Source organism: Nocardia sputorum (genome assembly GCF_027924405.1).
GTDB classification, from domain to species: domain Bacteria; phylum Actinomycetota; class Actinomycetes; order Mycobacteriales; family Mycobacteriaceae; genus Nocardia; species Nocardia sputorum.
On the sequence record NZ_AP026978.1, the window covers coordinates 768,423 to 790,990 of the forward strand.

At 70.5% G+C, this 22,568-nt stretch carries 16 protein-coding genes; 4 read left to right on the forward strand and 12 right to left on the reverse strand.

All coding sequences use genetic code 11. The annotated features are described in order from the left end of the window. Position 1: 1 nt before the first annotated feature. From QMG86_RS03355 to QMG86_RS03375, 5 genes are all read right to left on the reverse strand, one after another. Positions 2-6,169, reverse strand: coding sequence for a non-ribosomal peptide synthetase (locus tag QMG86_RS03355; protein WP_281877609.1), 6,168 nt, complete (start codon positions 6,167-6,169; stop codon positions 2-4). A 172-nt stretch (positions 6,170-6,341) separates the two neighbouring features. Continuing rightward, the gene (locus QMG86_RS03360; protein WP_281877610.1) at positions 6,342-6,893 is read right to left on the reverse strand and encodes an Rv2240c family protein; all 552 of its coding nucleotides are present in this window, start codon (positions 6,891-6,893) and stop codon (positions 6,342-6,344) included. A 139-nt stretch (positions 6,894-7,032) separates the two neighbouring features. Further along, positions 7,033-7,635, reverse strand: coding sequence for a DUF305 domain-containing protein (locus tag QMG86_RS03365; RefSeq protein WP_281877611.1), 603 nt, complete (start codon positions 7,633-7,635; stop codon positions 7,033-7,035). Between the two features lie 86 nt (positions 7,636-7,721). Beyond that, positions 7,722-8,453, reverse strand: coding sequence for a hypothetical protein (locus QMG86_RS03370; protein WP_281877612.1), 732 nt, complete (start codon positions 8,451-8,453; stop codon positions 7,722-7,724). 47 nt (positions 8,454-8,500) lie between these two features. Further along, entirely contained in the window at positions 8,501-9,076 is a 576-nt protein-coding gene (locus tag QMG86_RS03375) for an AMIN-like domain-containing (lipo)protein (protein ID WP_281877613.1), read from the reverse strand. A gap of 646 nt (positions 9,077-9,722) precedes the next feature. On the opposite strand from QMG86_RS03375, the gene QMG86_RS03380 reads away from it, so the two are divergent. Both QMG86_RS03380 and QMG86_RS03385 read left to right on the forward strand, forming a co-directional pair. Then, positions 9,723-10,874 carry a class I SAM-dependent methyltransferase gene (locus QMG86_RS03380; protein WP_281877614.1) on the forward strand — a complete coding sequence of 384 codons (1,152 nt, stop codon included), beginning with the start codon at positions 9,723-9,725 and terminating at the stop codon, positions 10,872-10,874. Between the two features lie 132 nt (positions 10,875-11,006). Next, positions 11,007-11,870 (forward strand): Bax inhibitor-1/YccA family protein, encoded by an 864-nt coding sequence (locus QMG86_RS03385; RefSeq protein ID WP_281877616.1) that lies wholly within the window; start codon positions 11,007-11,009, stop codon positions 11,868-11,870. A 57-nt stretch (positions 11,871-11,927) separates the two neighbouring features. Here QMG86_RS03385 and QMG86_RS03390 read toward each other — a convergent pair whose 3' ends face one another. The 3 genes from QMG86_RS03390 to QMG86_RS03400 form a co-directional block, all read right to left on the reverse strand. Then, positions 11,928-13,148, reverse strand: coding sequence for an acetyl-CoA C-acetyltransferase (locus tag QMG86_RS03390; protein WP_281877617.1), 1,221 nt, complete (start codon positions 13,146-13,148; stop codon positions 11,928-11,930). A 40-nt stretch (positions 13,149-13,188) separates the two neighbouring features. After that, a complete protein-coding gene (locus QMG86_RS03395; RefSeq protein ID WP_281880753.1) occupies positions 13,189-14,022 on the reverse strand; it encodes an SGNH/GDSL hydrolase family protein in 834 nt (277 codons plus the stop codon). 304 nt (positions 14,023-14,326) lie between these two features. After that, the gene (locus QMG86_RS03400; RefSeq protein ID WP_281877618.1) at positions 14,327-14,788 is read right to left on the reverse strand and encodes a hypothetical protein; all 462 of its coding nucleotides are present in this window, start codon (positions 14,786-14,788) and stop codon (positions 14,327-14,329) included. A gap of 103 nt (positions 14,789-14,891) precedes the next feature. Here QMG86_RS03400 and QMG86_RS03405 point away from each other — a divergent pair, with 103 nt between their 5' ends. After that, complete coding sequence (locus tag QMG86_RS03405) at positions 14,892-16,280, forward strand: cystathionine beta-synthase (protein WP_063021560.1); 1,389 nt, start codon at positions 14,892-14,894, stop codon at positions 16,278-16,280. Between the two features lie 63 nt (positions 16,281-16,343). On the opposite strand, the gene QMG86_RS03410 is transcribed toward QMG86_RS03405, so the two are convergent. From QMG86_RS03410 to QMG86_RS03420, 3 genes are all read right to left on the reverse strand, one after another. Continuing rightward, on the reverse strand, positions 16,344-16,823 hold the full coding sequence (locus QMG86_RS03410) for a DUF4254 domain-containing protein (RefSeq protein WP_281877620.1): 480 nt from the start codon (positions 16,821-16,823) through the stop codon (positions 16,344-16,346). Positions 16,824-17,113: 290 nt separating this feature from the next. Next, positions 17,114-18,721, reverse strand: coding sequence for an HD domain-containing phosphohydrolase (locus QMG86_RS03415; RefSeq protein ID WP_281877621.1), 1,608 nt, complete (start codon positions 18,719-18,721; stop codon positions 17,114-17,116). 509 nt (positions 18,722-19,230) lie between these two features. Then, positions 19,231-20,406, reverse strand: a complete 1,176-nt coding sequence (locus QMG86_RS03420) for an acyl-CoA dehydrogenase family protein (RefSeq protein WP_281877622.1) — start codon at positions 20,404-20,406, stop codon at positions 19,231-19,233. Positions 20,407-20,635: 229 nt separating this feature from the next. Here QMG86_RS03420 and QMG86_RS03425 point away from each other — a divergent pair, with 229 nt between their 5' ends. Continuing rightward, positions 20,636-21,778: a cystathionine gamma-synthase gene (locus QMG86_RS03425; protein ID WP_281877623.1), complete on the forward strand. Its 1,143-nt coding sequence runs from the start codon at positions 20,636-20,638 to the stop codon at positions 21,776-21,778. 97 nt (positions 21,779-21,875) lie between these two features. On the opposite strand, the gene greA is transcribed toward QMG86_RS03425, so the two are convergent. Then, entirely contained in the window at positions 21,876-22,370 is a 495-nt protein-coding gene (greA, locus tag QMG86_RS03430; RefSeq protein ID WP_043731660.1) for a transcription elongation factor GreA, read from the reverse strand. Positions 22,371-22,568: the final 198 nt, after the last annotated feature.

A 22,568-nucleotide genomic window follows, 5' to 3' on the forward strand; every position in this document is an offset into this window, starting at 1 on the left:
CTCAGTCCACGGGCAGGAAACCTGACTCGATGAACTCCCGCACGAAGGTGTCCACCACCGTGCGGTCCACCTGCGGGCAATCCACCCCGGTGCCCGCCAACGCGGCGCGGGCATGCTCGTCGCCCCAGTCCAGATGACCGGCGAGCCGGGCGAAGTCATGACTCAGTAGTGCCGCACGCACCAGCGAATCGTCACCGAGCGCGTCGAGCCGCCGCGCTTCCCTGGCCAGGCCCGCACGCACGGTGTCCTCCGGCATCGTCGCCACCGGGAGCCCGTGCGCTCGCAGACTGGCGAGGATCTCGCCGACCGCCACCGGGGCTCGGTTGACCAGGTGATAGACGGTTCGCGCGCGCGGGCGGACGGAGATTTCCACAATCGCGCCCGCCACGTAGCTCACCGGAACCAAGGAGACGGTCGCGTCGCCGACGTCGGGCGCCATGCCGAGCATCGCGGCGGCTCGCACCATGTTCCACAGCGAGTCCTGCGGGCTGTTCACGCCGACCTCGGGGCACCCGCAGATGGTGCCAGGGCGGTAGATGGCGATGGGCACGCCGCGCTCGCCGGCCTGCCGGACCAGCTCCTCGGCGACCCATTTGGACGCGAGGTAGCCGTTGCCGGACACCTGATCGGCGCCCAGCCGGACGTCCTCGGTGACCACCGGCGACTTCGGCGCGGCGGCGACGGCCGCACCCATGGTGGAGACCAAGTGGAACGGCTTGACTCGCCGGGTGGTCGCCAGCCGCAGCAGTTCTCGCGTGCCTTCGACGTTGGCCTGCCGGAGCCGGGCGTAGGGGTCGACGTGATTGACGCGCGCGCCGTTGTGGTAGATCACGTCGATGCTGTCGGCCAAGCACTCGTAGTCGGCGGGGCCGAGGCCGAGGCGCGGCGCGGTGAGGTCTCCCGCGACGACGACGATCCGCTCCGCGGCGGTCGTCCCGGCGAGCCGGTAGCGGCTCAGCGCGGCCAGGATCCGGTCGATGCCTTCCTCGGCGTCGTCGGCGCGCACCACGCACCACACTCGCGCGTCGGTGCGGTCCAGCAATTCTTGCAGCAGGTGGGCGCCGAGGAAGCCGGTCGCGCCGGTCAGCAGCACCTCCTGCGGCGGCCCGGAGTGCGCCGGCCGGCATCCGCCGATGCCGATCTCCGGCTCCAGCACGGCGTCGCGTTCCGGCGTGGGAGCGGTGGGGGCGCACTCGCCGGCCAACCGCGCCGCGAGGCCGCCCACGGTCGGGGCCGCGAGGATCGCCGACATCGGCACGTCGCGCCGCAGCCGGTCCGACAGTCGCTGGTGCAGCGTGAACGCGAGCAGTGACGATCCGCCGAGCTCGAAGAAGTCGTCGCCGACGCCGATCGGCGACACCGCGAGCACCTCGGCGAAGACCTCCGCGATCGCGCGCTCCAGCGGAGTGCCGGGGCGCACCTCGGTGCGTGCGGCGAACACCGGCTGGGGCAGTGCGGCTCGGTCGAGCTTCCCGCTGGTGTTCACCGGGAAGGCGTCCAGCGCCAGCACCGCTGACGGCACCATGTATCCGGGCAGCACCCGAGCGACCGAGTGCCGCACCGCGTCCGGGTCGACCGTGGCTCCCGGCGCGGCGACCACATAGCCGACCAGCCGGTCTCCGGCATCGGAGCCCTTGACCGCCACCGCGGCCCGGCCCACCGCCGGATCGGCCAGCAGTGCGGCTTCGATCTCACCGAGTTCGATGCGATGGCCGCGGACCTTGACCTGGAAGTCGGTGCGACCCAGATAGTCGAGGTTGCCGCCGCGGTTCCATCGCACGAGGTCACCGGTCCGGTACATCCGCTCGCCGGGATGCGACGGATCGGCGACGAACCGGGCCGCGGTCAGGCCGGATGCGCCGTGATAACCCCGGGCCAGCTGAACGCCACCCAGGTACAGTTCGCCCGCCACACCCACCGGAACCGGCCGCAGACGACCGTCCAGGACCTGGCACCGCGAATTCCACTCCGGCACACCGATGGAGACAGTAGGGGAGGTGTGGTCGGCTGCCGAGACGGCGTGCCGGGTGATGCTCACCGCGGCCTCGGTGGGTCCGTACAGGTTGTGCAACCCGGCCCCGCTCACACTCGCGAAGGCCCGCGCGGTCTCCGGGGGCAGTGCCTCGCCGATGACGAAAATATCTCGGAGCGAAGACAATTCGTCGTTTGTCGCGTGCTGGGCGAAGACGGTGAGCATCGCGGGAACGAAATCGGTGAGGGTCACCCGATGCTCGGCGATCAGTCGGCCCAGTGCCGCCGGGTCGCGATGCTCCTCCGGGCCGGCCAGCACCAGCCGTGCACCCGCGCGCAAAGGCAGGAAGTAGCCCCACAGCGACACGTCGAAGGTCGCGGGGGTCTTGTGCAGATAGACGTCGGTGGCGTCGACGCGGTACTCGGCCTGCATCCAGGCGAGCTGGTGCACGATCGCCCGATGGCTGACCGCCACGCCCTTGGGGCGACCGGTCGAGCCGGAGGTGTAGATGAGGTAGGCGGGGTGGTCGGCGTGCCAGCGCGCCCGGCGCTCGGTGTCGCGCACGGGTTCGCAGCCGAAGCGGTCGAGATCCAGGGCATCGATGTCGTACGCCTCGGTGACCGTGAAGTCGTCCGCGGCGGTGGTCAGCACACACCGTGGCGACGCCGACTCGAGCACGTACCGGATGCGTTCGGCCGGATGGCCGGGATCGATCGGCACCCAGGCCGCGCCCGCCGCCACGATCGCCTGCAGCGCGACGACCTGCTGGATCGACCGCCGCATCGCCACCGCCACGACGCTCTCCGGTCCCACGCCCCGCTCGATCAGCCAGCGGGCCAGGCGCGCGGAGCGCTCGCACAGGTGCGCGTAGGTCAGCGTCTCCGGCCCGCACACCACGGCGATCGCGTCCGGCGTCGCCGCGGCATGCCGCGCCGTCGCCGCGGTGAGCGGCTCGGCCGGGACGGCGTGCTCGGCTCCGGCTCCCCACGACCGGATGCGCTTGTGCTCGACCGGGTCCATGATGTCGATGTCCCCGACGACTGCGCCGGGCTCGGCCGCGACCTGCCGCAGAATGCGGATGTAGCCGTCCAGGAAGCGCTGCACGGTGTGCTCGTCGAACAAGTCGGTGCTGTAACCGAATCGGATGATGATCTCGCCGGGCTCGCCGTCGTCGTCGCGGGTGTCCACCACGCCGATGTGCAGGTCGGTCTTCGCCGTGTCGGCGTCCACGTCGAGGAACGACACGCTCGGCCCGGACAGCTCGAGGGTGGCCTGCGTGAAGTTCTGGAACGCGAAGCCGACCTGGTAGAGCGGGTGCCGTCCGGGCGAGCGGGTCGGATCGACCGCGTCGACCACATGCTCGAAGGGCACCTCGGAGTGCGCGAAGTTGACCAGGTCCCGCTCCCTGGTGCGGCGCAGCAGAGCGGTGAAACGCTCCGCGGGCTCGATCCTGGTCCGGGAGACAGTCGTATTGACGAACATGCCGACGACATCCGCGAGCGCGGGCTCGGCTCGATTGGTCATCGGCACGCCGATCGCGATGTCGGTGCCGCCGGACAGGCGGGCCAGCAGCACGGCGAGCGCCGAGCGCATCACCATGAACAGCGTCGCCCGGTGGGCGCGGGCGAGCGTGAGCAGGTCCTGGTGCAGGGTCGCGGGCACCGACCGCTGGGTGGCCGAGCCGCGCAGTGTCGCCACCGGTGGGCGGGGCCGGTCGGCGGGCAGATCGAGTTCGTCCGGCAGGCCGGCCAGCTCTGCGGTCCAGTACGCCAGTTGTCGCGACAGCAGAGAATCCGGGTCGTCGCGGGAACCGAGTAATTCCTTCTGCCACAGGGCGTAGTCGGCGTACTGCACGTCCGGCGGCTGCCAGGCCGGAGCGGCGCCCGCGCTCCGGGCGGCGTAGGCCATGGCCACGTCGCGGGCCAGCGGCGCGAGCGACGACCCGTCCGCGCAGATGTGGTGCAGAGCACAGACCAGGACGTATTCGGTGGGGGTGTGCAGCAGCCGGACGCGCAGCGGCACTTCGGCCGACACGTCGAACCCGTGCCGCAGGATCGCGCGTACCCGGTCGGGTACCGCGTCGTCGGGCAGCTGCTCCACCGCGAAATCGTCCACCACAGCGTCGGTGTCGAGGATCAGCTGCCGCGGTCCGGTCTCGTCGGCCGGGTACTTCGTGCGCAACGCCTCGTGCCGTTCGACGGTGTCGGCGAACGCCGCGCGCAAGGCGGGGACGTCCAGTTCCGACAGCCGTAGCGCGAAGCCGATGTTGTCCACCGAGGACGTCGTGTCGAACTGGTTGCGCAGCCAGAACCGCAGCTGGGCGGGTGACAGCGGGATGCGCTGCGGCCTGGCCTGCGCGCGCAGCACCGGCCGGGCCGTGTCGAACTGCTGCGAGCGAACGGCCTTCGCCAAGGTGGTGACCGTCGGATGGTCGAACACCAGCCGCGGCGGAATGCGCAGCCGCCAGGTTTCGCTCAGGCGCGCGGCGACCTGGGTCGCCAGCAGCGAATTGCCGCCCGCCGCGAAGAAGTCGGCGTCGGCGCTGAACCGCTCGCGGCCGAGCACGTGTGCGAACACCTCGGCGACCGTTTCCTCGCCGAGGTCGGCGGCGGGCCGATGGTCCGGCTCGTCGAGGGCACGCACGCGCAGCGCGGGCCGGTCGGCCTTACCCGTCGGGGTGCGCGGGATCCGGTCCACGACCGTGATCGTGTTCGGCACCATGTATTTCGGCAACAGTGTGGCCAGCGCGTCGGCCAGAGCCGAGGTGTCAGGAGCGTGTCCCGGTTCGGGCTGGACGAACGCGGCCAGCGTGGTCTCGCCCGAGGCGGTCTTGCGGTCGACGGTCACGGCCAGCCGGACGCCGGGCCGAGTCGAGAGGATCGCGTCGATCTCGCCGAGTTCGATCCGGAAGCCCCGGACCTTGACCTGGTCGTCGGCCCGGCCGAAATAGTCGAGAGCGCCGGTGGTGGTGCGGCGGACGAGGTCGCCGGTGCGGTACATCCGGGAGCCGGGCGGTCCGAACGGGTCGGCGAGGAACCGTTGCGCGGTCAGATCGGGTCGCCCGTGATATCCCCTCGCCACCCCGGGCCCCGACACGTACAACTCGCCGACGACGCCGGTGCCGACCGGCCGCAGCCGGTGATCGAGCACCTGGCAGCGCATCCCCGGCACGGCCGACCCGATGGTGACCGGTGCGTCCGGTGCCATCGCGGGGCTGAGCGTCGCCACGATGGTGGACTCGGTCGGGCCGTAGGCATTGTGAAAGAGGCGCCCGCCGGTCGCCCAGTGCCGTGGCAGCATCGGGGCGCAGGGTTCGCCGCCGACCATGACCGAGCGCAGGGCGGGCAGTCCGGCCGGTTCGATGGTGGCCAGTGCGGACGGGGTGAGGAAGGCGTGGGTGATGGCCTGCCGCGCCAGCAGTTCCACCAGGGCGGCGCCGCCGTAGAGGGTCGGCGGGGCGATCACCAGCGTGGCGGCGGCGGAAATCGCGAGCAGCAACTCCAGGATCGAGGCGTCGAAACTCGGTGACGCGAAGTGCAGCACCCGCGCGTCCTTGTCCAGCGCGTGCCGGGTGGCCAGTTCGGCACACAGCGGGGCCAGCCCGGCATGGGTGACGGTGACGCCTTTCGGGCGTCCGGTCGACCCGGACGTGTAGATCACGTAGGCCGCGTGGGCGGGCCGAAGCCGTACCGGGCGTTCGAAATACGCGATCGGACTCGCTGGGTTCGCCGCCACCTGCGCGGCCACCTCGGCATCGTCCAACGCGAGCCAGCGCACCTCGGCGGGCAGCGCGGTCGCATGTTCGGTGCGCGTCAAGCCCAGCACGACGCCACTGTCGGATACCTGGAATCGGATACGGGACAACGGAAGTGCCGGATCGATGGGGACGAACGCCGCGCCGGTCTTCGCGATGGCCCACACCGCCAGCACCGAATCGAGCGAACGCGGCAGTGTCACCGCTACCGCCGATTCCGGCCCCGCGCCCGCCGCCAGCAGCGTGCGAGCCAGGCGGGACGACTGGGCGTCGAGGTCGCGGTAGGTGATCTCGGTGTCGTCGGACAGCACCGCGATGCCGTCCGGATTGTGCTCCGCCGCTGCGGTCAGCAGCGCGGCGAACGTCGGTGTGGCCGAGTCGGTTGACCTGCGGCGTCGGCTGTTCCGGGCGGGGGGACGGGGATTCCGGATACCGCTGGTCATATCTTCGTCCCGTTCCGCGTGGCAGTAAACGCGCCAGATGCTATAGCCGCCTAGGGCGATTCCTCACCGATGAGAAGGAGGCCGCCCACTTCCGCGCTCGGGTCACCCGTCGGCGTGCACGGCGATGCCGTCCAGCACGCAGGTGACGGTTACCGGCCGGAACAGGTGCCGGTCAACGTGTGCCGTGACCGTGGCAGGCCGTCAGCGCGGTGTTCTTGGTGGCGTTGAACCGGTCGATCGCCGTGTTGAGAGTGTCGGTGTCCGCGCGGCGGGCCAGCGTGTCGGCCAGGGCGTTGGTGTCGTCGCGGTAGGCGCGCAGCGGGGTGGCGATCGCGGACGGCACGTCTCTGGTCACGTTCTGGTCGACCGAGCGCGCATTGTTGCGCAGCGTCGAGACAGCGGTGTCGGCCTTGCTGTCGGTATCGGGATCTCCGCGCCCGTTGGAGTTGCTGGCATCGATGTAGTCGTTGAACGCCCGTACCGAGCTCCCGTTCGCGGCCAGGAAGGCGTCACAGGCCGAGCCGGTCGCGCGTTCGACGGCGGCGGCCCGCGACGACGAGGCGGCGGCCGAGGAGGAGGTGACCTCGGAGGCGTACGCGGCCAGGTCGGTCCGGTTCACCTCCGCCGTACCGGAGACTTGCTGTGCGCAGGCGCCGATGAGCAGCACGCCCGCCGTGACGGCCACCGCGGCCGCGAGCAGGCCCGCGCGTTCGAATCGTCGCATGGTCGGTCCCTCACTCCCCTCGGACGTCCGGCCGGGACAGATGGACAGTGCCGGACGATCCGACCGTACGTCGTGCGGGCGGGACACGCGCGCCCGCGCCGATATCGATGGTCAACCGATATCGGCGCGGTCACCGGGTTCAGCTCTGGCCGAGCATGGTCCGCATCTGCTCGATCTCGACCCGCTGGGCGGCGATGATCGCCTGGGCCAGCGCCTTGGCGTCGGCGTTCCGGCCGTCGGCCAGCTCCGTTTCGGCCATGGTGATCGCGCCCTGGTGGTGCTCGATCATCATGGTCAGCCACTGACGGTCGAAATCGGGACCGGAGGCTGCCCGCAGCGCCGCCATCTGTTCGGCGGACATCATGCCGTGGCCGCCGTGTCCCTCGCTCGTGGTGGGCGCGGGCTTGCCGAAGCTCTGCAAGAGGGCGGTGATCTGCTGCATCTCCGGGGCCTGGGCTTGCTCGACCTGCGTCGCGAGCGCCCGCAACTGCTGGTTGTCGGTGTGGCTCGGCACCAACCGCGCCATATCGACGGCCTGGGCGTGATGCGGATACATCATCTGCAGGAATGTCACGTCGGCGTCGTCGTACTCGGCGCGCGCCGGTGCGCTCGTGCTCGCCGAGGTGGTTGCCGAAGTGCCGTGCTCGGTGGTGTGCCCGGTATCGGCGTCGCCGCATCCGGCGAGACCCACCGCGGCGACCGCGGCGAGGACGAGGACCGAGCGGGTACGAGTGATGAACATGGGTGCTCCTTGCGAAGGGCGAAGTCTGGGGATCGGAGTCGACGAGGCCGCGACCGTGGTTCGGACACACGGCCGCGGCGGACCTGTCAGATCCGCAGAATCGCCAGTTCGGCCAAGGTGAGCACGGTCCACGGCGGTGGTCGTTCCCGCCGTGCCCGCCAGTGCCGCGGCCGTGCCGCACCGGCGCCGGGGCGATCGACCGCCATCCGGTACAGCAGCACCAACGCGCCCAGCATGAGCAAAGCGACCAGGATGAAAACGCAGCCGTGCCGCATGTCGTGACCCCCGTCGCACCCGCCGCCCGCGCAGTGGGGAAGCTTCGTCGCGACGAGGACTGGTGCGGTTCCGCTGTGTGATGCGGTGGCGGCGAGTGCTGGCGGGGTTCCGGTCCGCGCTGCGGTGGCGGCGAGCGCTCGCCCGATTTCGGCGTGCGCGGCCGTGTCTACAGCCGCGATCGCTCGCCCGGCGAAGAAATCGCCGGGCGCGACTACCGGTGTATGCGCCGCGCGGAGGAAATCACCGTCCGCAAGGTGAGCGGGGTCCTGCGACCGAAGTCGATCGTGGCCGCTCGACGGGCGTGGCGATGTCGCATGGTGCGAGCTGGTCGCCTCGTGACCGGTGGCGTGGCGAGGAGCGGCAGCCGCCCCAGGGTTGTCGGCCGCGGGGACGAGCGTCGCGGCGACGTGCGCACCGGCGATATGGACGTGTTCCGAGGCTCCGAAGATCACCGAATGCATGGCGACGACCCCGAGCAGGAGCGTCAGCAGCCCGAGCAGCCGGGACGGCCCGGCGGCGCGGAGTCTGCGGTGATCGACCACGAGTACCGAGTCTAGCCGGTGGTTCGCGGCATACGGGGTACCCGTATCTACGGGCTGGTGATGTCCACGACCAGCCGGGTGGGGTTGGCCAGCGCGGTGACGGTGAAAGCGGGCCGGTCGGCCTGCACGCCGATGAACGACTGCGTGACGCCCTCGTACACGGTCGTCCGATAGACACCCGCGATGCCGGGGACGTCCGGATTCACCGCCGGGTCGGGGCCCGCGTACGGTGTCACGCCACTGTCGAACGGATAGGCGGAGCCGAGAATCCGCACTTCCAGGATCGACCGGCCCGCCACGTCCACCGGGTTGCCACTGCCGTCCTGCACGGCGCGGTCGGTGTACCGGACGACCCAGCCGGGCGTGCCGACGCCGCCGAGTTCGTAGACCACGCGATCGAAACCGGCTTGACGCCCCAGGCGAACGTCGGTCACCGTGAGCGCCGCGTCACCGGAGGGCTGGCCCTGCTTCGGCGCGGCGTCGCCCGGGACCGGGGCCTGCGCCGCCGCGGCGGATGTCCGGGTCGTCGAGGCGACCGGGAGGCCCGGCCCCGCCCCGCCGTCACCGCAGCCCGTGAGCAGTGCCGTAGCGGCCGCGGCCAGGAACACCATCCTGTTGCGCATGGGCTGATGCTACTCAGCGGAACGCGTCGAATGGCGTAACCGGAGCGCGTTGCGGCTGATTCGCCCCGGGCCGGTCGATGACGTGCGCACGTGTGCGGGCGATCGCGGAGCCTGCCGGTCCGCCGGTCCGGCAGGTCTGATTGCTATCCGATTGCCCTAGCTTGTATTCGGTGCGTAAGGACCCTGGCCTGACGTGTGCAGCGAGTGTCGGAGCCCGATCGTCCTCTCATCGAGCCGGGCAATCGGCGTCCATCGTGCGCTGCGGCTGCGGTAACCGATGTCGGCGCAGGATCTTTCGGGTGGACCGCATTCTCCGCTTCGCGTAGCGATCGCACTTCGGGGCTGGTACGGCACACTCGGACTGCCGTTCATCTCTTCGAGTCAGCGGTGCTCCCGCTTGGAACTGACGACCACCCGGCGCCGTCACCGTGCCCCGTCGCACACCCGGCGCCGTGCGAGCGCTCGCGCTTTCCGGCTGCCGGGCTCGTGCGCTCGAACTCGTCGCCTCCCGACTGCTGCTCGAAGTTCCGGCCAAAAGCCCTGTCCTGACGCGGTTCAGCGCGCAAGCCGCCATGCCGGGAACGCGACACGATCGATTGGCCGGGGTGGGCGCGGCCTTACGGCAACGATCTAGCACACTTGAGGTGTGGGAGATGTCGAGGACGTACTGAGCCGGCTGCGGCGGTACCCGGACGTGGAGGCGCTGAACCTCTACGCGGTGGATGCCGCCGATCGGCTGATCCTCGACGTCGCGGCCGACGCCCTGTCGACCGTCGATAGCGGCAAAGTAGCCGTTATCGGTGACGCCTATGGTGCGCTGACCCTCGGCGCCATCGCGGGGCACGATCTGCGCGACGTCCGGGTACATCAAGACCTGCTCACCGGCGAACTCGCCCTCGCCAACAACGCGCGTGCGGCGGGACTGTCGGATCGCTACACGGCGCATCCCCTCGGTCCAGGGTTGCTGCGCGACGCCCAGGTGGTCCTGCTTCGCCTGCCCCGTGTACTCGCCGGGCTGGCCGAGGTGGCCGACGCCATCGCCCGCTACGCGGATCCGGCGGTCGAGGTGTACGCGGGCGGGCGAGACAAGTATCTGACCAAGTCGATGAACGAGGTTCTCGCGCAGTCGTTCTCCGAGGTGCGCGCCAGCCGCGGCAGGCAGAAGTCGCGGACGCTGCTGGTCGCCGGACCCAAACCCGTGGCCGAACAGGCGTTTCCGGTGCGCGAGCGGCTGGACGAACTCGGTTTCGAGGTGGTCGCGCACGGTGCGGCGTTCTCCGGTGCCCGCCTGGACATCGGCACCAGATTCCTGCTCGAGCACCTGAGACTGATGAAGCCGGACGCGCGCGACGCCATCGATCTCGGCTGCGGCACCGGCATCCTGGCCGTGGCGCTGGCGACGGCGCGGCCGGGCATCAAGGTGATCGCCACCGATCAATCCGCCGCGGCGGTCGCGTCGGCGCGAGCCACCACCGAGGCGAACGGGGTCGCCGACCGGGTGTGCGTGGTACGCGACGACGCCATGTCCTCGGCCGCGGACAACAGCGCCGACCTCGTGCTGTGCAATCCGCCGTTCCATGTCGGCGCGGCCGTGCACACCGGATCGGCGATCAAGATGTTCGCCGAGACCGGGCGGGTGCTGCGCCCGGGCGGCGAGCTGTGGACGGTGTACAACTCACATCTGAACTATCGGGCCGTGGTCGAACGGATGGTGGGCCGGACCGAGGTGATGGGCCGCAACCGGAAATTCACCGTGACTCGTTCGGTGCGTGGCTTGCACGACCCGCGGCAGCGGTAGAGTCCGAATTGTCCGGCTCCGCGAGACTCCCCGGGAACTCGCGACGGATGACAAACGTTGGACAGGGCAGTTGGATATCGAGTGAAGGAACTCGATGAACAGCGGCAACGACTCCAGAAAGGGACGCCGTTCATGCGTACCACGAGCAATCCGGTTTTCAGGAACCTGCCCAGGCAGGAGGGCGGTGGATACGCCAGCTTCGGTTCCGGCGTGACCTCCGCGGGACAGTTCGGCAACCAGTACGGCCAGTACCCGCAGGGCCAGGGCCAGTACCCGCAGCCCTACCAGCAGGCTCCGCCCACCACGCGCTCGATGACCATCGACGACGTGGTGACCAAGACGGGCATCACCCTGGCGGTGCTGGCCCTGTCCGCGATCGTCTCCTACGGCCTCACCAACGCGAACACCTCGCTCGCGCCGCTGTTCGTGATCGTCGGCGGCCTGGTCGGCCTGGTGCTGGTGCTGGTCGCGACCTTCGCGAACAAGATGGACAACCCGGTGCTCGTGTTGTCCTACGCCGTTGCAGAGGGCTTGTTCCTGGGTGCGCTGTCGTTCATGTTCACCAACGTCGAGTTCGGCGGGGTCGGCGGTAGCGCCCTGATCGGTCAGGCGGTGCTCGGCACCTTCGGTGTCTTCGCGGGCATGCTGGTGGTCTACAAGACCGGCGCCATCCGGGTGACGCCGCGCTTCACCAGGATCATCGTCGGCGCCATGATCGGCATCCTGGTGCTGATGCTGGGCAACCTGGTCGCGAGCTTCTTCATCGACGGCGGCCTCGGCCTGCGCGACGGCGGCCCGCTGGCGATCGTGTTCAGTCTGGTGGTCATCGCCATCGCCGCGTTCAGCTTCCTGCTCGACTTCGACGCCGCCGATCAGCTGATCCGGGCGCAGGCTCCGGAGCGGGCGGCCTGGGGCGTCGCCCTCGGCCTCACCGTCACCCTGGTCTGGCTGTACGTCGAGATCCTGCGGTTGCTGAGCTACTTCCAGAACGACTAGCCATAGCGAGAAGGGCGGTCGCCGGGTTACCCGGCGACCGCCCTTCTCATCTGCGGATCAGCTGAGGCGTTCGATGACCATCGCCATGCCCTGGCCGCCGCCGACGCACATCGTCTCCAGACCGAACTGCTTGTCGTAGGTCTGCAGGTTGTTGATCAGCGTGGTCGTGATCCGGGCGCCGGTCATGCCGAACGGGTGGCCCAGCGCGATCGCGCCGCCGGAGACGTTCAGCTTGTCCTCGTCGATCTTCAACTCCCGGGCCGAGCCGAGCACCTGCACCGCGAACGCCTCGTTGATCTCGACCAGATCGATGTCATCGATGGTCTTGCCCGCCAGCGCCAGCGCGCGCTTACACGCCTCGATCGGGCCCAGGCCCATGATCTCCGGCGACAGGCCGGACACGCCGGTGGACACGACCCGCGCCAGCGGCGTCAGCCCGAGTTCCTTGGCCTTGGTGTCGCTCATGACGACCAGCGCCGCGGCGCCGTCGTTGAGCGGGCAGCAGTTGCCCGCGGTGACGGTGCCGTCCGGGCGGAACACCGGCTTCAGCGCCGAGACCGCCTCGTAGGTGACCCCGGCGCGGGGGCCGTCGTCCTTGCTCACCACGGTGCCGTCCGGCAGCGTGACCGGGGTGATCTCCCGCTCGAAGAAGCCGTTCTTGATCGCTTCCTCGGCGCGGTTCTGCGAGCGCACGCCCCAGCGGTCCTGGTCCTCGCGAGTGATTCCGGTGGAGGTCGCCACGTTCTCGGCGGTCTGCCCCATCGCGATGTAGACATCCGGGATCAGGCCGTCCTCGCGCGGGTCGTGCCAGATGCCCGCGCCGCCCTCGGCGGTCTTCGCGGTGCGCTGCTGCGCCTCGGCGAACAGCGGATTCTGCGTGTTAGGCCAGCTGTCGGCCGAACCGTTCACATACCGCGACACGGTCTCCACGCCCGCGGAGATGAACACGTCGCCCTCGCCCGCCTTGATCGCGTGGAAGGCCATCCGGGTGGACTGCAGCGACGACGCGCAGTAGCGGTGCACGGTGGTACCCGGCACGAAGTCGTAGCCCAGCTGGACGGCGACGACGCGGGCGATGTTGAAGCCCTGCTCACCACCCGGCGAGCCGCAGCCCAGGATCAGGTCGTCGATCTGGGCGGGGTCCAGGGCAGGCACCTTGTCGAGCGCTGCCCGCACAATCTGCGTGGTCAGATCGTCGGGCCGCAGGTCGACCAGCGAACCCTTACGGGCCCGGCCGATCGGGGAGCGTGCGGTCGAAACGATGACGGCCTCAGGCATGAGGACTCCTTGGGTCGGACGGTTCTGACGAACCGGAGCGTTACTCGCGGGTTCGTACCGAATCTACGTCTCGCCGTCGGGTACCGGAAGCGCCTGTCCCGCCCAGTGCCTCCAGCAGCACCGGGAGCAATTGCGCGGCGGCCAGTTCGTAGCCGGCGGCCGACGGGTGGAATCCGTCGGCGGCGAACAGACGCTCTGGTGCGGCGCGGAACTCGGGCGCGAGCAGGTAGCCCATGCGCACCGGGTGCCCGCCCGCGATCGTCGTCGCCACATGCTGCGCCTTGGCCAGTCGCACGCTCCAGTTCTGCACGACGGTGCGCAGCGGCTGGGGAATGGCCGCCACCGTGCCGAGATTCGGACAGGTCCCGACCACCACCACCGCGTCGGCGCGGCGCAGCCGGGCGACGGCGGCGGCGAGCCTGCGCGCGGACGCGCGGATCGAGTGCTTCTTGGTGACGTCGTTGGCGCCGACGAGGATGACCGCGGCATCCGGCGGCGGCCCCGCGACGAACATCGCGTCCACCTGGCCGGCCAGGCCCTTGGACGTGGCGCCGGAGATCGCCTTGGTGCTCAGGCGGACCCGCTGCCCGGTCGCCTCGGCGAGACCACGGGCCAGGCGCACGCCCGGCACCTCGTCGGCCACCGTGCAGCCGAGGCCCGCCGCGGTGGAGTCGCCGAAGATCATCAGGTGCAGGTCGGCGTGCTTGCCGGTGCGCCAGGGCTCGGGCTCCGCGCAGCCCGCGGTGTAGATGCCGTCGGCCTCCGGCGGCTTCGAGGTGTCCCGGCCGATCATCCCGCGCGCGACGCCCGCTTGCGCCATGAGCAGGCGGTAGGTCGCCCACCATGCGGTTCCCGCTCCGGAACCGGCGAGCATGGCCGCCGCACCGGTGATCGCCGCGGCGCGCCGGCGAGACCGAGGTGCGCTCACGCCAGCGATTTTACGAAATCCCGTCCGGACGACCAGTGACGACGAATCGGCGCTCGTCGGGCGCCCGCCTCGCCCGGGCGCCGGCTGCTGGCCGGTGTGACGGGCTCGGGATCACCGGGCATGGCCGCGGGCGTCTGACGTGGGTGTCGGTGCCGAGTCCGGGTGGCCGGGCTGACGTCGGCCGAGGACCATGCGGTGCCACGCCGTGGCGCTGTCACGGTGCGCGCCGAGTCCGTCGAACCGGCCGACGTCAGCCAGGGACCACGAAGCTGCCGCGAGCGGGGATGCTCGCCGCGTCGGTGGAGACGGTGACCTCCACCAGGCCGGGGCCGGTGTCCTGGAACAGCGCGTACTGGATGCTGCCGTAGATGCCGGTGACCACGAGGTTGTCGTAGCTACCCGTCGCGCCGGTGGTGACGTTGCGCCACGCCACGGTGGTGCGGACCTCGCACAGGGGCGCCAGGGGGTAGATGCCGGGCCCGATGCCGCTGACCGGCAGCGCCCGGACGTTCAGGATGGCGCGCCCCGGCCATTCGGGACCGGTGTCGGCCCAGGTGCGGATGCTGGTCCAGCACAGACCACCGCGCGCGAGCGTGGGCACTTGCGGGAATTCGACCGTCGCCGCGTGCGCGTGCGCGCCGGATCCGACCACCAGGGCCACCGCCGATCCAGCCAGAATCGTTGCGGCGCGGGCGATGTTCGGCTGCCTCATGGCAGCGATCCTAAGGCCGCGGGCGGCGGTTCGCCGGTAGTCCGCGCCCACTGCACGTGGCGTGCGCGAACTCACAGTTAGTGCGTCTGCAACTATGGGGTCCATGCGCATCGCGGATCATGTCGTGGATCTCATCGGCAACACGCCGCTGGTCCGGTTGAACTCGGTCGTCGGACCGAACGCGGGACTGGTCGCGGCCAAGGTCGAATACCTGAACCCGGGCGGCAGCTCGAAGGACCGGATCGCGGTGAAGATGATCGATGCCGCCGAGCAGTCCGGGAAGCTGCGCCCCGGCGGCACCATCGTCGAGCCCACCTCCGGCAACACCGGCGTCGGCCTCGCCCTGGTCGCGCAGCAGCGCGGCTACAACTGCGTGTTCGTCTGCCCCGACAAGGTCAGCGAGGACAAGCGCAACGTGCTGCGCGCCTACGGCGCCGAGGTCGTGGTCTGCCCCACCGCGGTGCCGCCGGATCACCCGGACAGCTACTACAGCGTTTCCGACCGCCTGGTGCGGGAGATCGACGGTGCGTGGAAGCCCGACCAGTACTCCAACCCCGGCGGTCCGGCCAGCCACTACGAGACCACCGGCCCGGAGATCTGGCGCGACACCGACGGCAAGGTCACCCACTTCGTGGCGGGCGTCGGCACCGGCGGCACCATCACCGGCACCGGCCGCTACCTCAAGGAGGTCTCCGGCGGGAAGGTGCAGATCATCGGCGCCGACCCGGAGGGGTCGGTGTACTCCGGCGGCACCGGGCGGCCCTACCTGGTCGAGGGCGTCGGCGAGGACTTCTGGCCGTCCGCCTACGACCCCGCCGTGCCGGACGAGATCATCGCGGTCTCCGACGCGGATTCCTTCGACATGACCCGCAGGCTGGCCCGCGAGGAGGGCCTGCTGGTCGGCGGTTCCTGCGGCATGGCCGTCGTCGCCGCCGTCGAGGTGGCGCGGCGCGATCCCGACGCGGTGGTCGTGGTGCTGCTGCCCGACGGCGGCCGCGGCTACCTGTCGAAGATCTTCAACGACGAGTGGATGAGCTCCTACGGCTTCCTGCGCGAGCGGCTGGACGGCACGGCCGAACCACTGGTGGGCGACGTGCTGCGCGGCAAGTCCGGCGAGCTTCCGGACCTGGTGCACACGCACCCGTCGGAGACGCTGCGCGACGCGATCGAGATCCTGCGCGAGTACGGCGTGTCGCAGATGCCCGTGGTCGGCGCCGAGCCGCCGGTCATGGCGGGCGAGGTCGCGGGCAGCGTGTCCGAACGCGATCTGCTGTCGGCGGTCTTCGAGGGCCGGGCGCACCTGACCGACTCGGTGGCCCAGCATATGAGCCCGTCGTTCCCGCTGATCGGTTCGGGCGAGCCCATCTCCGCCGCGACGAAGGCGCTGTCGGACACCGACGCGCTGATGGTCGTCGAGGACGGCAAGCCCGTCGGCGTGATCACCCGCCACGACCTGCTCGGCTTCCTCAGCACGGGCAGCATCGGGAAGTAGCCGGACGCCGATTGCCGGAGCCCACTCGCCGCACCGGGTAGGGCGGCGAGTGCGAGCCGTGGCCTACGCCGGGCGCCTCCCGCGCACCGTCTCGCGCACGCCGCCGGTGATCAGGTCGGTCCATTCGTCGGCCAGCAGGGCAAGCCGGTACCAGGCGGCGTGCACCCGGGCGTCGGACACCTTGTCGGCGGTGTGCAGCAGGTGGCTGGCGTGGACGTGGGCGGCGGCCATGCGGTCGACCGTGGCGCCGACGGATTCGGCGCGCAGGTGGTCGGTCGCCCGCTTCCTCGGCAGCTGGTCGATCACCCACGCGTCGATGGCCGCGACGAGTTCGGATCGGCGGCAATCTATTCCGGCCGCGGCCAGCGGGTCCAGGTGACGCCTTCGGTGCAGCGCCGCCAGGGTCCCGGCCCACACGAGCAGCGGGTGGTCATCCTCCGGCTCGCTCCGATGACCACCGAAGGCGGCCACCAATTCGCGCTGGTCCGGCAGCGGCCGGACGCCGCCGTGCGAGCGCCGGGGCAGATGGTCACGCACGAACATGGCCGGCTCCCAGCGCATCCGGAACCGAACGCAGCGCGTGAGGGTCTATCGTCGACGTGTGCATCTTCGCACCTCCAGTGGTGTGACGGTGGAGGCATCGCCCCAATGCCCGGTTCCCCCAATATCATCCGCGTGCCCCTTGGCCTGACGGTGACACTTATATGGCATGTGAATGACAAGAGGTAACAATCCTCTACCCGCCCCCGCGCCGAGTCGTGTGAGGACGTCTCCGTAGGCCCGCAGGCAGGCGAATCCCCCTCGGCAAGAAGAGGAGTCCGGAGAGAACCGGCTCAGCCGGGCAGCAGGCGGTGCGACATCGCGAAGACGGCGGCGCCCGCCCGGGTGCGGTGGCCGGTCTTGGCACGCAGTTCGGTGAGGTGGTGCGCGACAGTGCGTTCCGGCAGGAGCAGTTCGGCGGCGATCTCCCGGCCGCACTGGCCACGAGCCGACCGGCGCAGCACGTCGATCTCGATCTCCGAGAGGTCGTGCCCCGCGGGGCCGGGGCGGTCCTCGGCGGCCGCGATGACGGCGGCGCAGGCCGCACCGTCGAGTCGGCCCGCGGCGACTTCGGCGCCGAGGTGGGCGGCGGCTTCCGCGGGGCGGGCGGCCGGCCGATAGGGCCGCGCTTCGGTGCAGGCCGCGAAAACGTCCGCCGCCGCCAGTAATCGCGCCCCAGGCGAGGTGTCCCTCCTGCGCCGGGGATAGCCGCTGCCGTCGAGGCGTTCGTGGTGCCCTGCGGCGACATCGGCCAGACTCGCCAGGCCCGGGCAGCGGCGCAGGATGCGTTCGGTCCAATAACTGTGCAGCCGCACATGTTTCCACTCTCGCGGACCGAGTGGGCCGCCGCGGTCCCAGACCGCGCTGGACACCGCGGCGCGGCCCAGGTCGTGCAGCAGGGCGGCGGCGCGCAGTGCCGCCCGGTCGTCGGCGGGCAGGCCCATTCCGGCCGCAGCGGCGTCGGCCAATCCGGCCACGTGCGCCGAGTGCCCCAGCAGGTAACGGCCTTTCAAGTCGACGACCATCGCCAGCGCCAGGCCGGGGCGGTCGAGTTCGGCGGCAGGAAGCGTCGACGGCGTTCCGGGTTCCGCGGCGAGGACGGCGGTGAGCAGGTCGGGGACGTCGAGCGCCGCCCGGATGGCGTCGGCGTCGCAGACGGCGACCAGATCGGGGTCGAGGTGCCCGCCGGACCGTCGCCGCAGCTCCTCGACGACGTCCGGCCGCCTCGCCATGCGGCCCAGGGCGGGACGTGCCTGTTCGTGCTCGGCCTTGTCCGCCGGGTCGCGGTCGCGCGGGGCGACCGGCGCGGGTTCCGGACCGGCTGTCTCGAGCGCGAGTACCGCCTGTTCGGCCACGTGCAGAATCCGGCCCGGGAGCGAGATGGTTTCCCCACGCAGCCGGTTCGGCGCACCGAGCCCGTCCCAGCGTTCCTCCACCTCGGTCAGCGCGCGAACGGCGGCATCCGGCAAGCCCAGTCGCGGTCCGAGCGCCCGGACGATCTCGCCCGAGGACCGCAGCGCCTGCGGCGGCGCGATCTGCGACTGCGCGACGAACCGATTGCGCAGCGCCGATTGGGCGGCGGGCGACCAACTGCCGAATCGGCGCAGCTGCGCGGTGAAGACGGCGGGATCACCCGGGTCGAGCACCCGGCACGCGCGCTGGAACGCGATGTCGTCGGCGTACCACTCCGCGTTCTCCGAGGCGCGGCCGGTACACCCGAGGTCGGCGAGGAGTGCGGCGTGGAAGACCGCGCGGCGCTCGGCGTCCGGCAGCCCGATCCGCTCGGCGAGGCCGGTGGCGACCAGACAGGTGGCCAGCCCTTTCTCGAACGGCATCCCGGTGGCGAGATCGGTGGTCAGCGACAGTGCCGCGAAAACCTCGGCGGCGCGGATCGACGACATGCACCGACAGTAGTGTCCGTCCGTTGCTCGCGCAGGCTCGAATCGGTTCTGCGCGAGCATGATCCGCGCCCGGAACGGACCGGCGTCCGGTCGGCTGCCGGGCGGTCGTCCGGCTCCGGCTGGGCATATCCGGCGGGATGCGGGCATGGGACGGGATTCGGCAATTCATCAGCACCGTTCGTGCCCCTTGCCGGTTCCTCGTCATCCGTCGACGGCCGGATCGCCGCCACGATCGTGGGCCAGGGCGGTCGGCGAGCGGCCCCCCGTGTCCGGCTGCCGGTACGGGCCGCCCGGCCCGCCGCAAGGCGATCGAGCCGACCGTCTCGACGCCGATCAGCCGGGCTGACGCAGGAGTGCGGTGCCGAAAGTGGGGGTGGTGCGCGCCGACCACGAACGGCATCGCACGGCAGGTCGTTACGACAGGCATTATCAATGCCGCCTGTCCGTCGAGGAGGACAGCGAACCTCCGGTGCCCCCGGCGGCTGACCGGCCTGGGCGTGAAAGGCTGGTCAGCGGAAAGCGTTCGCGTCGGTCAAAGCCCGCCCGAGCACCAGCTGGTGCACCTCCGCCGTGCCTTCGTAGGTGAGCACCGACTCCAGGTTGTTCGCGTGCCGCAGCACCGGGTAGTCCAGCGTGATCCCGTTGGCACCGAGGATGGTTCGGCACTCACGGGCGATCGCGATGGCCTCCCGCGTGCTGTTCAGCTTGCCCGCGCTCACCTGCTCCGGCGTGACCACGCCGCGGTCCTTCAGCCGTCCGATGTGCAGCGCGAGCAGCTGACCTTTGCCGAACTCCAGCGCCATGTCGGCCAGCTTGGCCTGGGTGAGCTGGTAGGCGGCCAGCGGCTTGTCGAACACCTCGCGGGTCCTGGCGTACTCGATGGTGGCCGCCAGGCATTCGCGCGCCGCGCCGAGCGCGCCGAAGACGATGCCGAAACGCGCCTCGCTCAGGCACGCCAGCGGCGCGGCCAGTCCCCGCGAACCCGGCAGCACCGCGTCGGCGGGCAGGCGAACGTCGTCGAAGCCCAGCTCTGCGGTGACCGACGCGCGCAGCGACAGTTTGCGGTGCATCTCCCGCGCGGTGAAGCCGGGCGTCCCGGCGGGCACCAGGAACCCGCGGATCACCTGCCTGCCCTCGTCCTCGGTCTGCGCCCAGACCACCGCCACGTCGCTCACCGACCCGTTGGTGATCCACATCTTCGAGCCGTTGAGCACCCAATCGGAGCCGTCGCGCTTCGCCCGGGTCCGCATGCCGCCCGGGTTCGAGCCGAAGTCCGGTTCGGTCAACCCGAAGCAGCCGATCGCGCGCCCGGCGGCGAGTTCCGGCAGCCAGCGCTGCTTCTGGTCCTCCGAGCCGAATTTGTGGATCGCGGTCATCGCCAGCGAACCCTGGACCGAGACCATGCTGCGGATGCCGGAGTCCACCGCCTCCAGCTCCTGGCAGGCCAGGCCGTACGCGGTCGCCGACATGCCCGCGCAGCCGTAGCCCTCCAGATGCATGCCGAGCAGTCCGAGCTCGCCGAGTTCGGGGGCGAGTTCGCGGGCCGGGAATGTGCCCGCCTCGAACCACTCGGCGACATGCGGGCGCAACCGCCGAGCCGCGAAGGCCGCGACGGTGTCCCGGATCTCGCGTTCGTCCTCGGACAGCAGTGCATCGGTGGCGAACAGTTCTTCCACGGTGACCATGAGCTTCAGCCTAGAGGGGGCGGTTTCGGTGAGACTGAACTCACGCACGACGCATCGGCGCATTATTTTCGGCGCGGGCCGGACATCCGCGTAATTCGACCGAATCGCGGGTCGGGATCCCGGTGTGCCGACGCCGTTGTGGGGATTTGCCCGATTCGCCTGCGCGCACCGCCGCGATATGCCCGCACCGGGAAGTTGCCCTGGAATCGCCCCGATTAGGCTGGCCCTCATGAGCGAGCTGGGATTCTCCACACGGGCCGTGCACGCCGGGTACGAACCCGATCCGCAGACCGGCGCGGTGAATGTGCCCATCTACGCGAGTTCGACGTTCGCCCAGGACGGCGTGGGCGGGTTGCGCGGCGGTTTCGAGTACGCGCGTACCGGCAACCCGACGCGGTCGGTCCTGGAGGCGAACCTCGCCGCGCTGGAATCGGGCCGCTACGGCCGGGCGTTCGCGTCCGGCATGGCCGCGACCGACTGTGCGCTGCGCGCCACGCTGCGACCGGGCGATCACATCGTGATCCCCGACGACGCCTACGGCGGCACCTTCCGGCTGATCGACAAGGTCTTCAGCCAGTGGGGTATCGAGCATTCGCCCGCGCACGTATTCAACGTGGACGAGATGCGCGCCGCGATCCGGCCGAACACCAAGCTGGTCTGGATCGAGACCCCGACAAACCCGCTGCTGAGCATCGGCGACATCCCGGCGCTGGCCGACGTCGCGCACGCGGCGGGCGCGAAGCTCGTCGTGGACAACACCTTCGCGACCCCCTACCTGCAGCAGCCCCTGCGGCTCGGCGCGGACATCGTGGTGCACTCCACCACCAAGTACCTCGGCGGCCACTCCGACGTCATCGGCGGTGCGCTGATCACCGACGATCCGGAGCTCGACGCGGCGTTCGCGTTCCTGCAGAACGGTGCGGGCGCGGTGCCCGGCCCGTTCGACGCGTTCCTCACGCTGCGTGGCATCAAGACCCTGGCCCTGCGGATGGACCGGCACTGCGACAACGCCGAGACCATCGCGGAGTTCCTGTCCGGGCACCCGTCGATCTCCCAGGTGATCTATCCCGGCCTGCCGGAGCACCCCGGCCATGCGGTCGCGGCCGGGCAGATGCGGCGTTTCGGCGGGATGATCTCGGTGCGCCTGGGCGGCGACGTGGAGGCGGCGCGCAAGTTCTGCGCGCGGACCGAGGTGTTCACCCTCGCCGAATCCCTGGGCGGTATCGAGTCGCTGATCGAGCATCCGGCCGCGATGACGCACGCCTCCACCGAGGGATCCGAGCTGGAGGTGCCCGCGGATCTGGTGCGGCTGTCGGTCGGGATCGAGGATGTCAGCGACCTGCTCGCGGACATCGAGCAGGCGTTGAGCTAGGTTCACGGACATGAGGAAGCGGCCGCACCCGATGATCGGGCGCGGCCGCTCGTGTCCGCGGGGGTATCGGCCGGGCGCGATGCCGCGGCCTGAACCATCAGCTGTGGTAGGGCTCGGCGCTGATCAGCGTGACCTTCATCGTATTGCCGTTCGGCAGCGTGTACTCCCTGGTCTCGCCCACTTTGGCATCGATGAGCGCGCCACCGAGCGGGGAGTTCGGCGAGTAGGTCTCCAGCTTGGAATCGTTGAGGCCCTCCTCGCGCGTGGCGATCAGGAAGGTCTCGGTGTCCGTCTCGTCGCCGTCGTAGTAGACCTTGACGACCGACCCGGGAAGCGCGACGCCGGACTTGGTCGGTGCGACGCCGACCTTGGCGTTGTTCAGCAGCTCCTGCAGCTGGCGAATGCGCGCCTCCTGCTGACCCTGCTCCTCGCGGGCGGCGTGGTATCCGCCGTTCTCCTTGAGGTCGCCCTCTTCCCGGCGTTCGTTGATCTCGGCGGCGATGACCGGACGATTGGCGATGAGCGCGTCGAGTTCGCTCTTGAGCCTGTCGTGCGACTCCGGGGTCAGCCAGGTCACTTGCGTCTCAGTCATCTCGATCACTCCCTAGTAGTTGTTCCCGGCAGGCCGGGATTCCCTGAGCACCGGCGTGCGCCCACCCGGAGGCGGGCACGCACCAGTCGACGGCTAGAGCGATCCTGGGAAGTTCATCGAACCCCGACAGGCCCTGGTCGCGGGCAAGCTCGCAAGCCCGAACCGTCAGCGCTGGCCGCCAATGCAGCAAACACGGCT

Bases quoted from the DNA above. Each gene is read 5' to 3' on its own strand.
- QMG86_RS03355 (WP_281877609.1), bottom strand. From the start codon at position 6,169: ATGACCAGCGGTATCCGGAATCCCCGTCCCCCCGCCCGGAACAGCCGA.
- QMG86_RS03360 (WP_281877610.1), bottom strand. From the start codon at position 6,893: ATGCGACGATTCGAACGCGCGGGCCTGCTCGCGGCCGCGGTGGCCGTC.
- QMG86_RS03365 (WP_281877611.1), bottom strand. From the start codon at position 7,635: ATGTTCATCACTCGTACCCGCTCGGTCCTCGTCCTCGCCGCGGTCGCC.
- QMG86_RS03375 (WP_281877613.1), bottom strand. From the start codon at position 9,076: ATGCGCAACAGGATGGTGTTCCTGGCCGCGGCCGCTACGGCACTGCTC.
- QMG86_RS03385 (WP_281877616.1), top strand. From the start codon at position 11,007: ATGCGTACCACGAGCAATCCGGTTTTCAGGAACCTGCCCAGGCAGGAG.
- QMG86_RS03390 (WP_281877617.1), bottom strand. From the start codon at position 13,148: ATGCCTGAGGCCGTCATCGTTTCGACCGCACGCTCCCCGATCGGCCGG.
- QMG86_RS03395 (WP_281880753.1), bottom strand. From the start codon at position 14,022: ATGCTCGCCGGTTCCGGAGCGGGAACCGCATGGTGGGCGACCTACCGC.
- QMG86_RS03400 (WP_281877618.1), bottom strand. From the start codon at position 14,788: ATGAGGCAGCCGAACATCGCCCGCGCCGCAACGATTCTGGCTGGATCG.
- QMG86_RS03405 (WP_063021560.1), top strand. From the start codon at position 14,892: ATGCGCATCGCGGATCATGTCGTGGATCTCATCGGCAACACGCCGCTG.
- QMG86_RS03410 (WP_281877620.1), bottom strand. From the start codon at position 16,823: ATGTTCGTGCGTGACCATCTGCCCCGGCGCTCGCACGGCGGCGTCCGG.
- QMG86_RS03415 (WP_281877621.1), bottom strand. From the start codon at position 18,721: ATGTCGTCGATCCGCGCCGCCGAGGTTTTCGCGGCACTGTCGCTGACC.
- QMG86_RS03420 (WP_281877622.1), bottom strand. From the start codon at position 20,406: ATGGTCACCGTGGAAGAACTGTTCGCCACCGATGCACTGCTGTCCGAG.
- QMG86_RS03425 (WP_281877623.1), top strand. From the start codon at position 20,636: ATGAGCGAGCTGGGATTCTCCACACGGGCCGTGCACGCCGGGTACGAA.
- greA (WP_043731660.1), bottom strand. From the start codon at position 22,370: ATGACTGAGACGCAAGTGACCTGGCTGACCCCGGAGTCGCACGACAGG.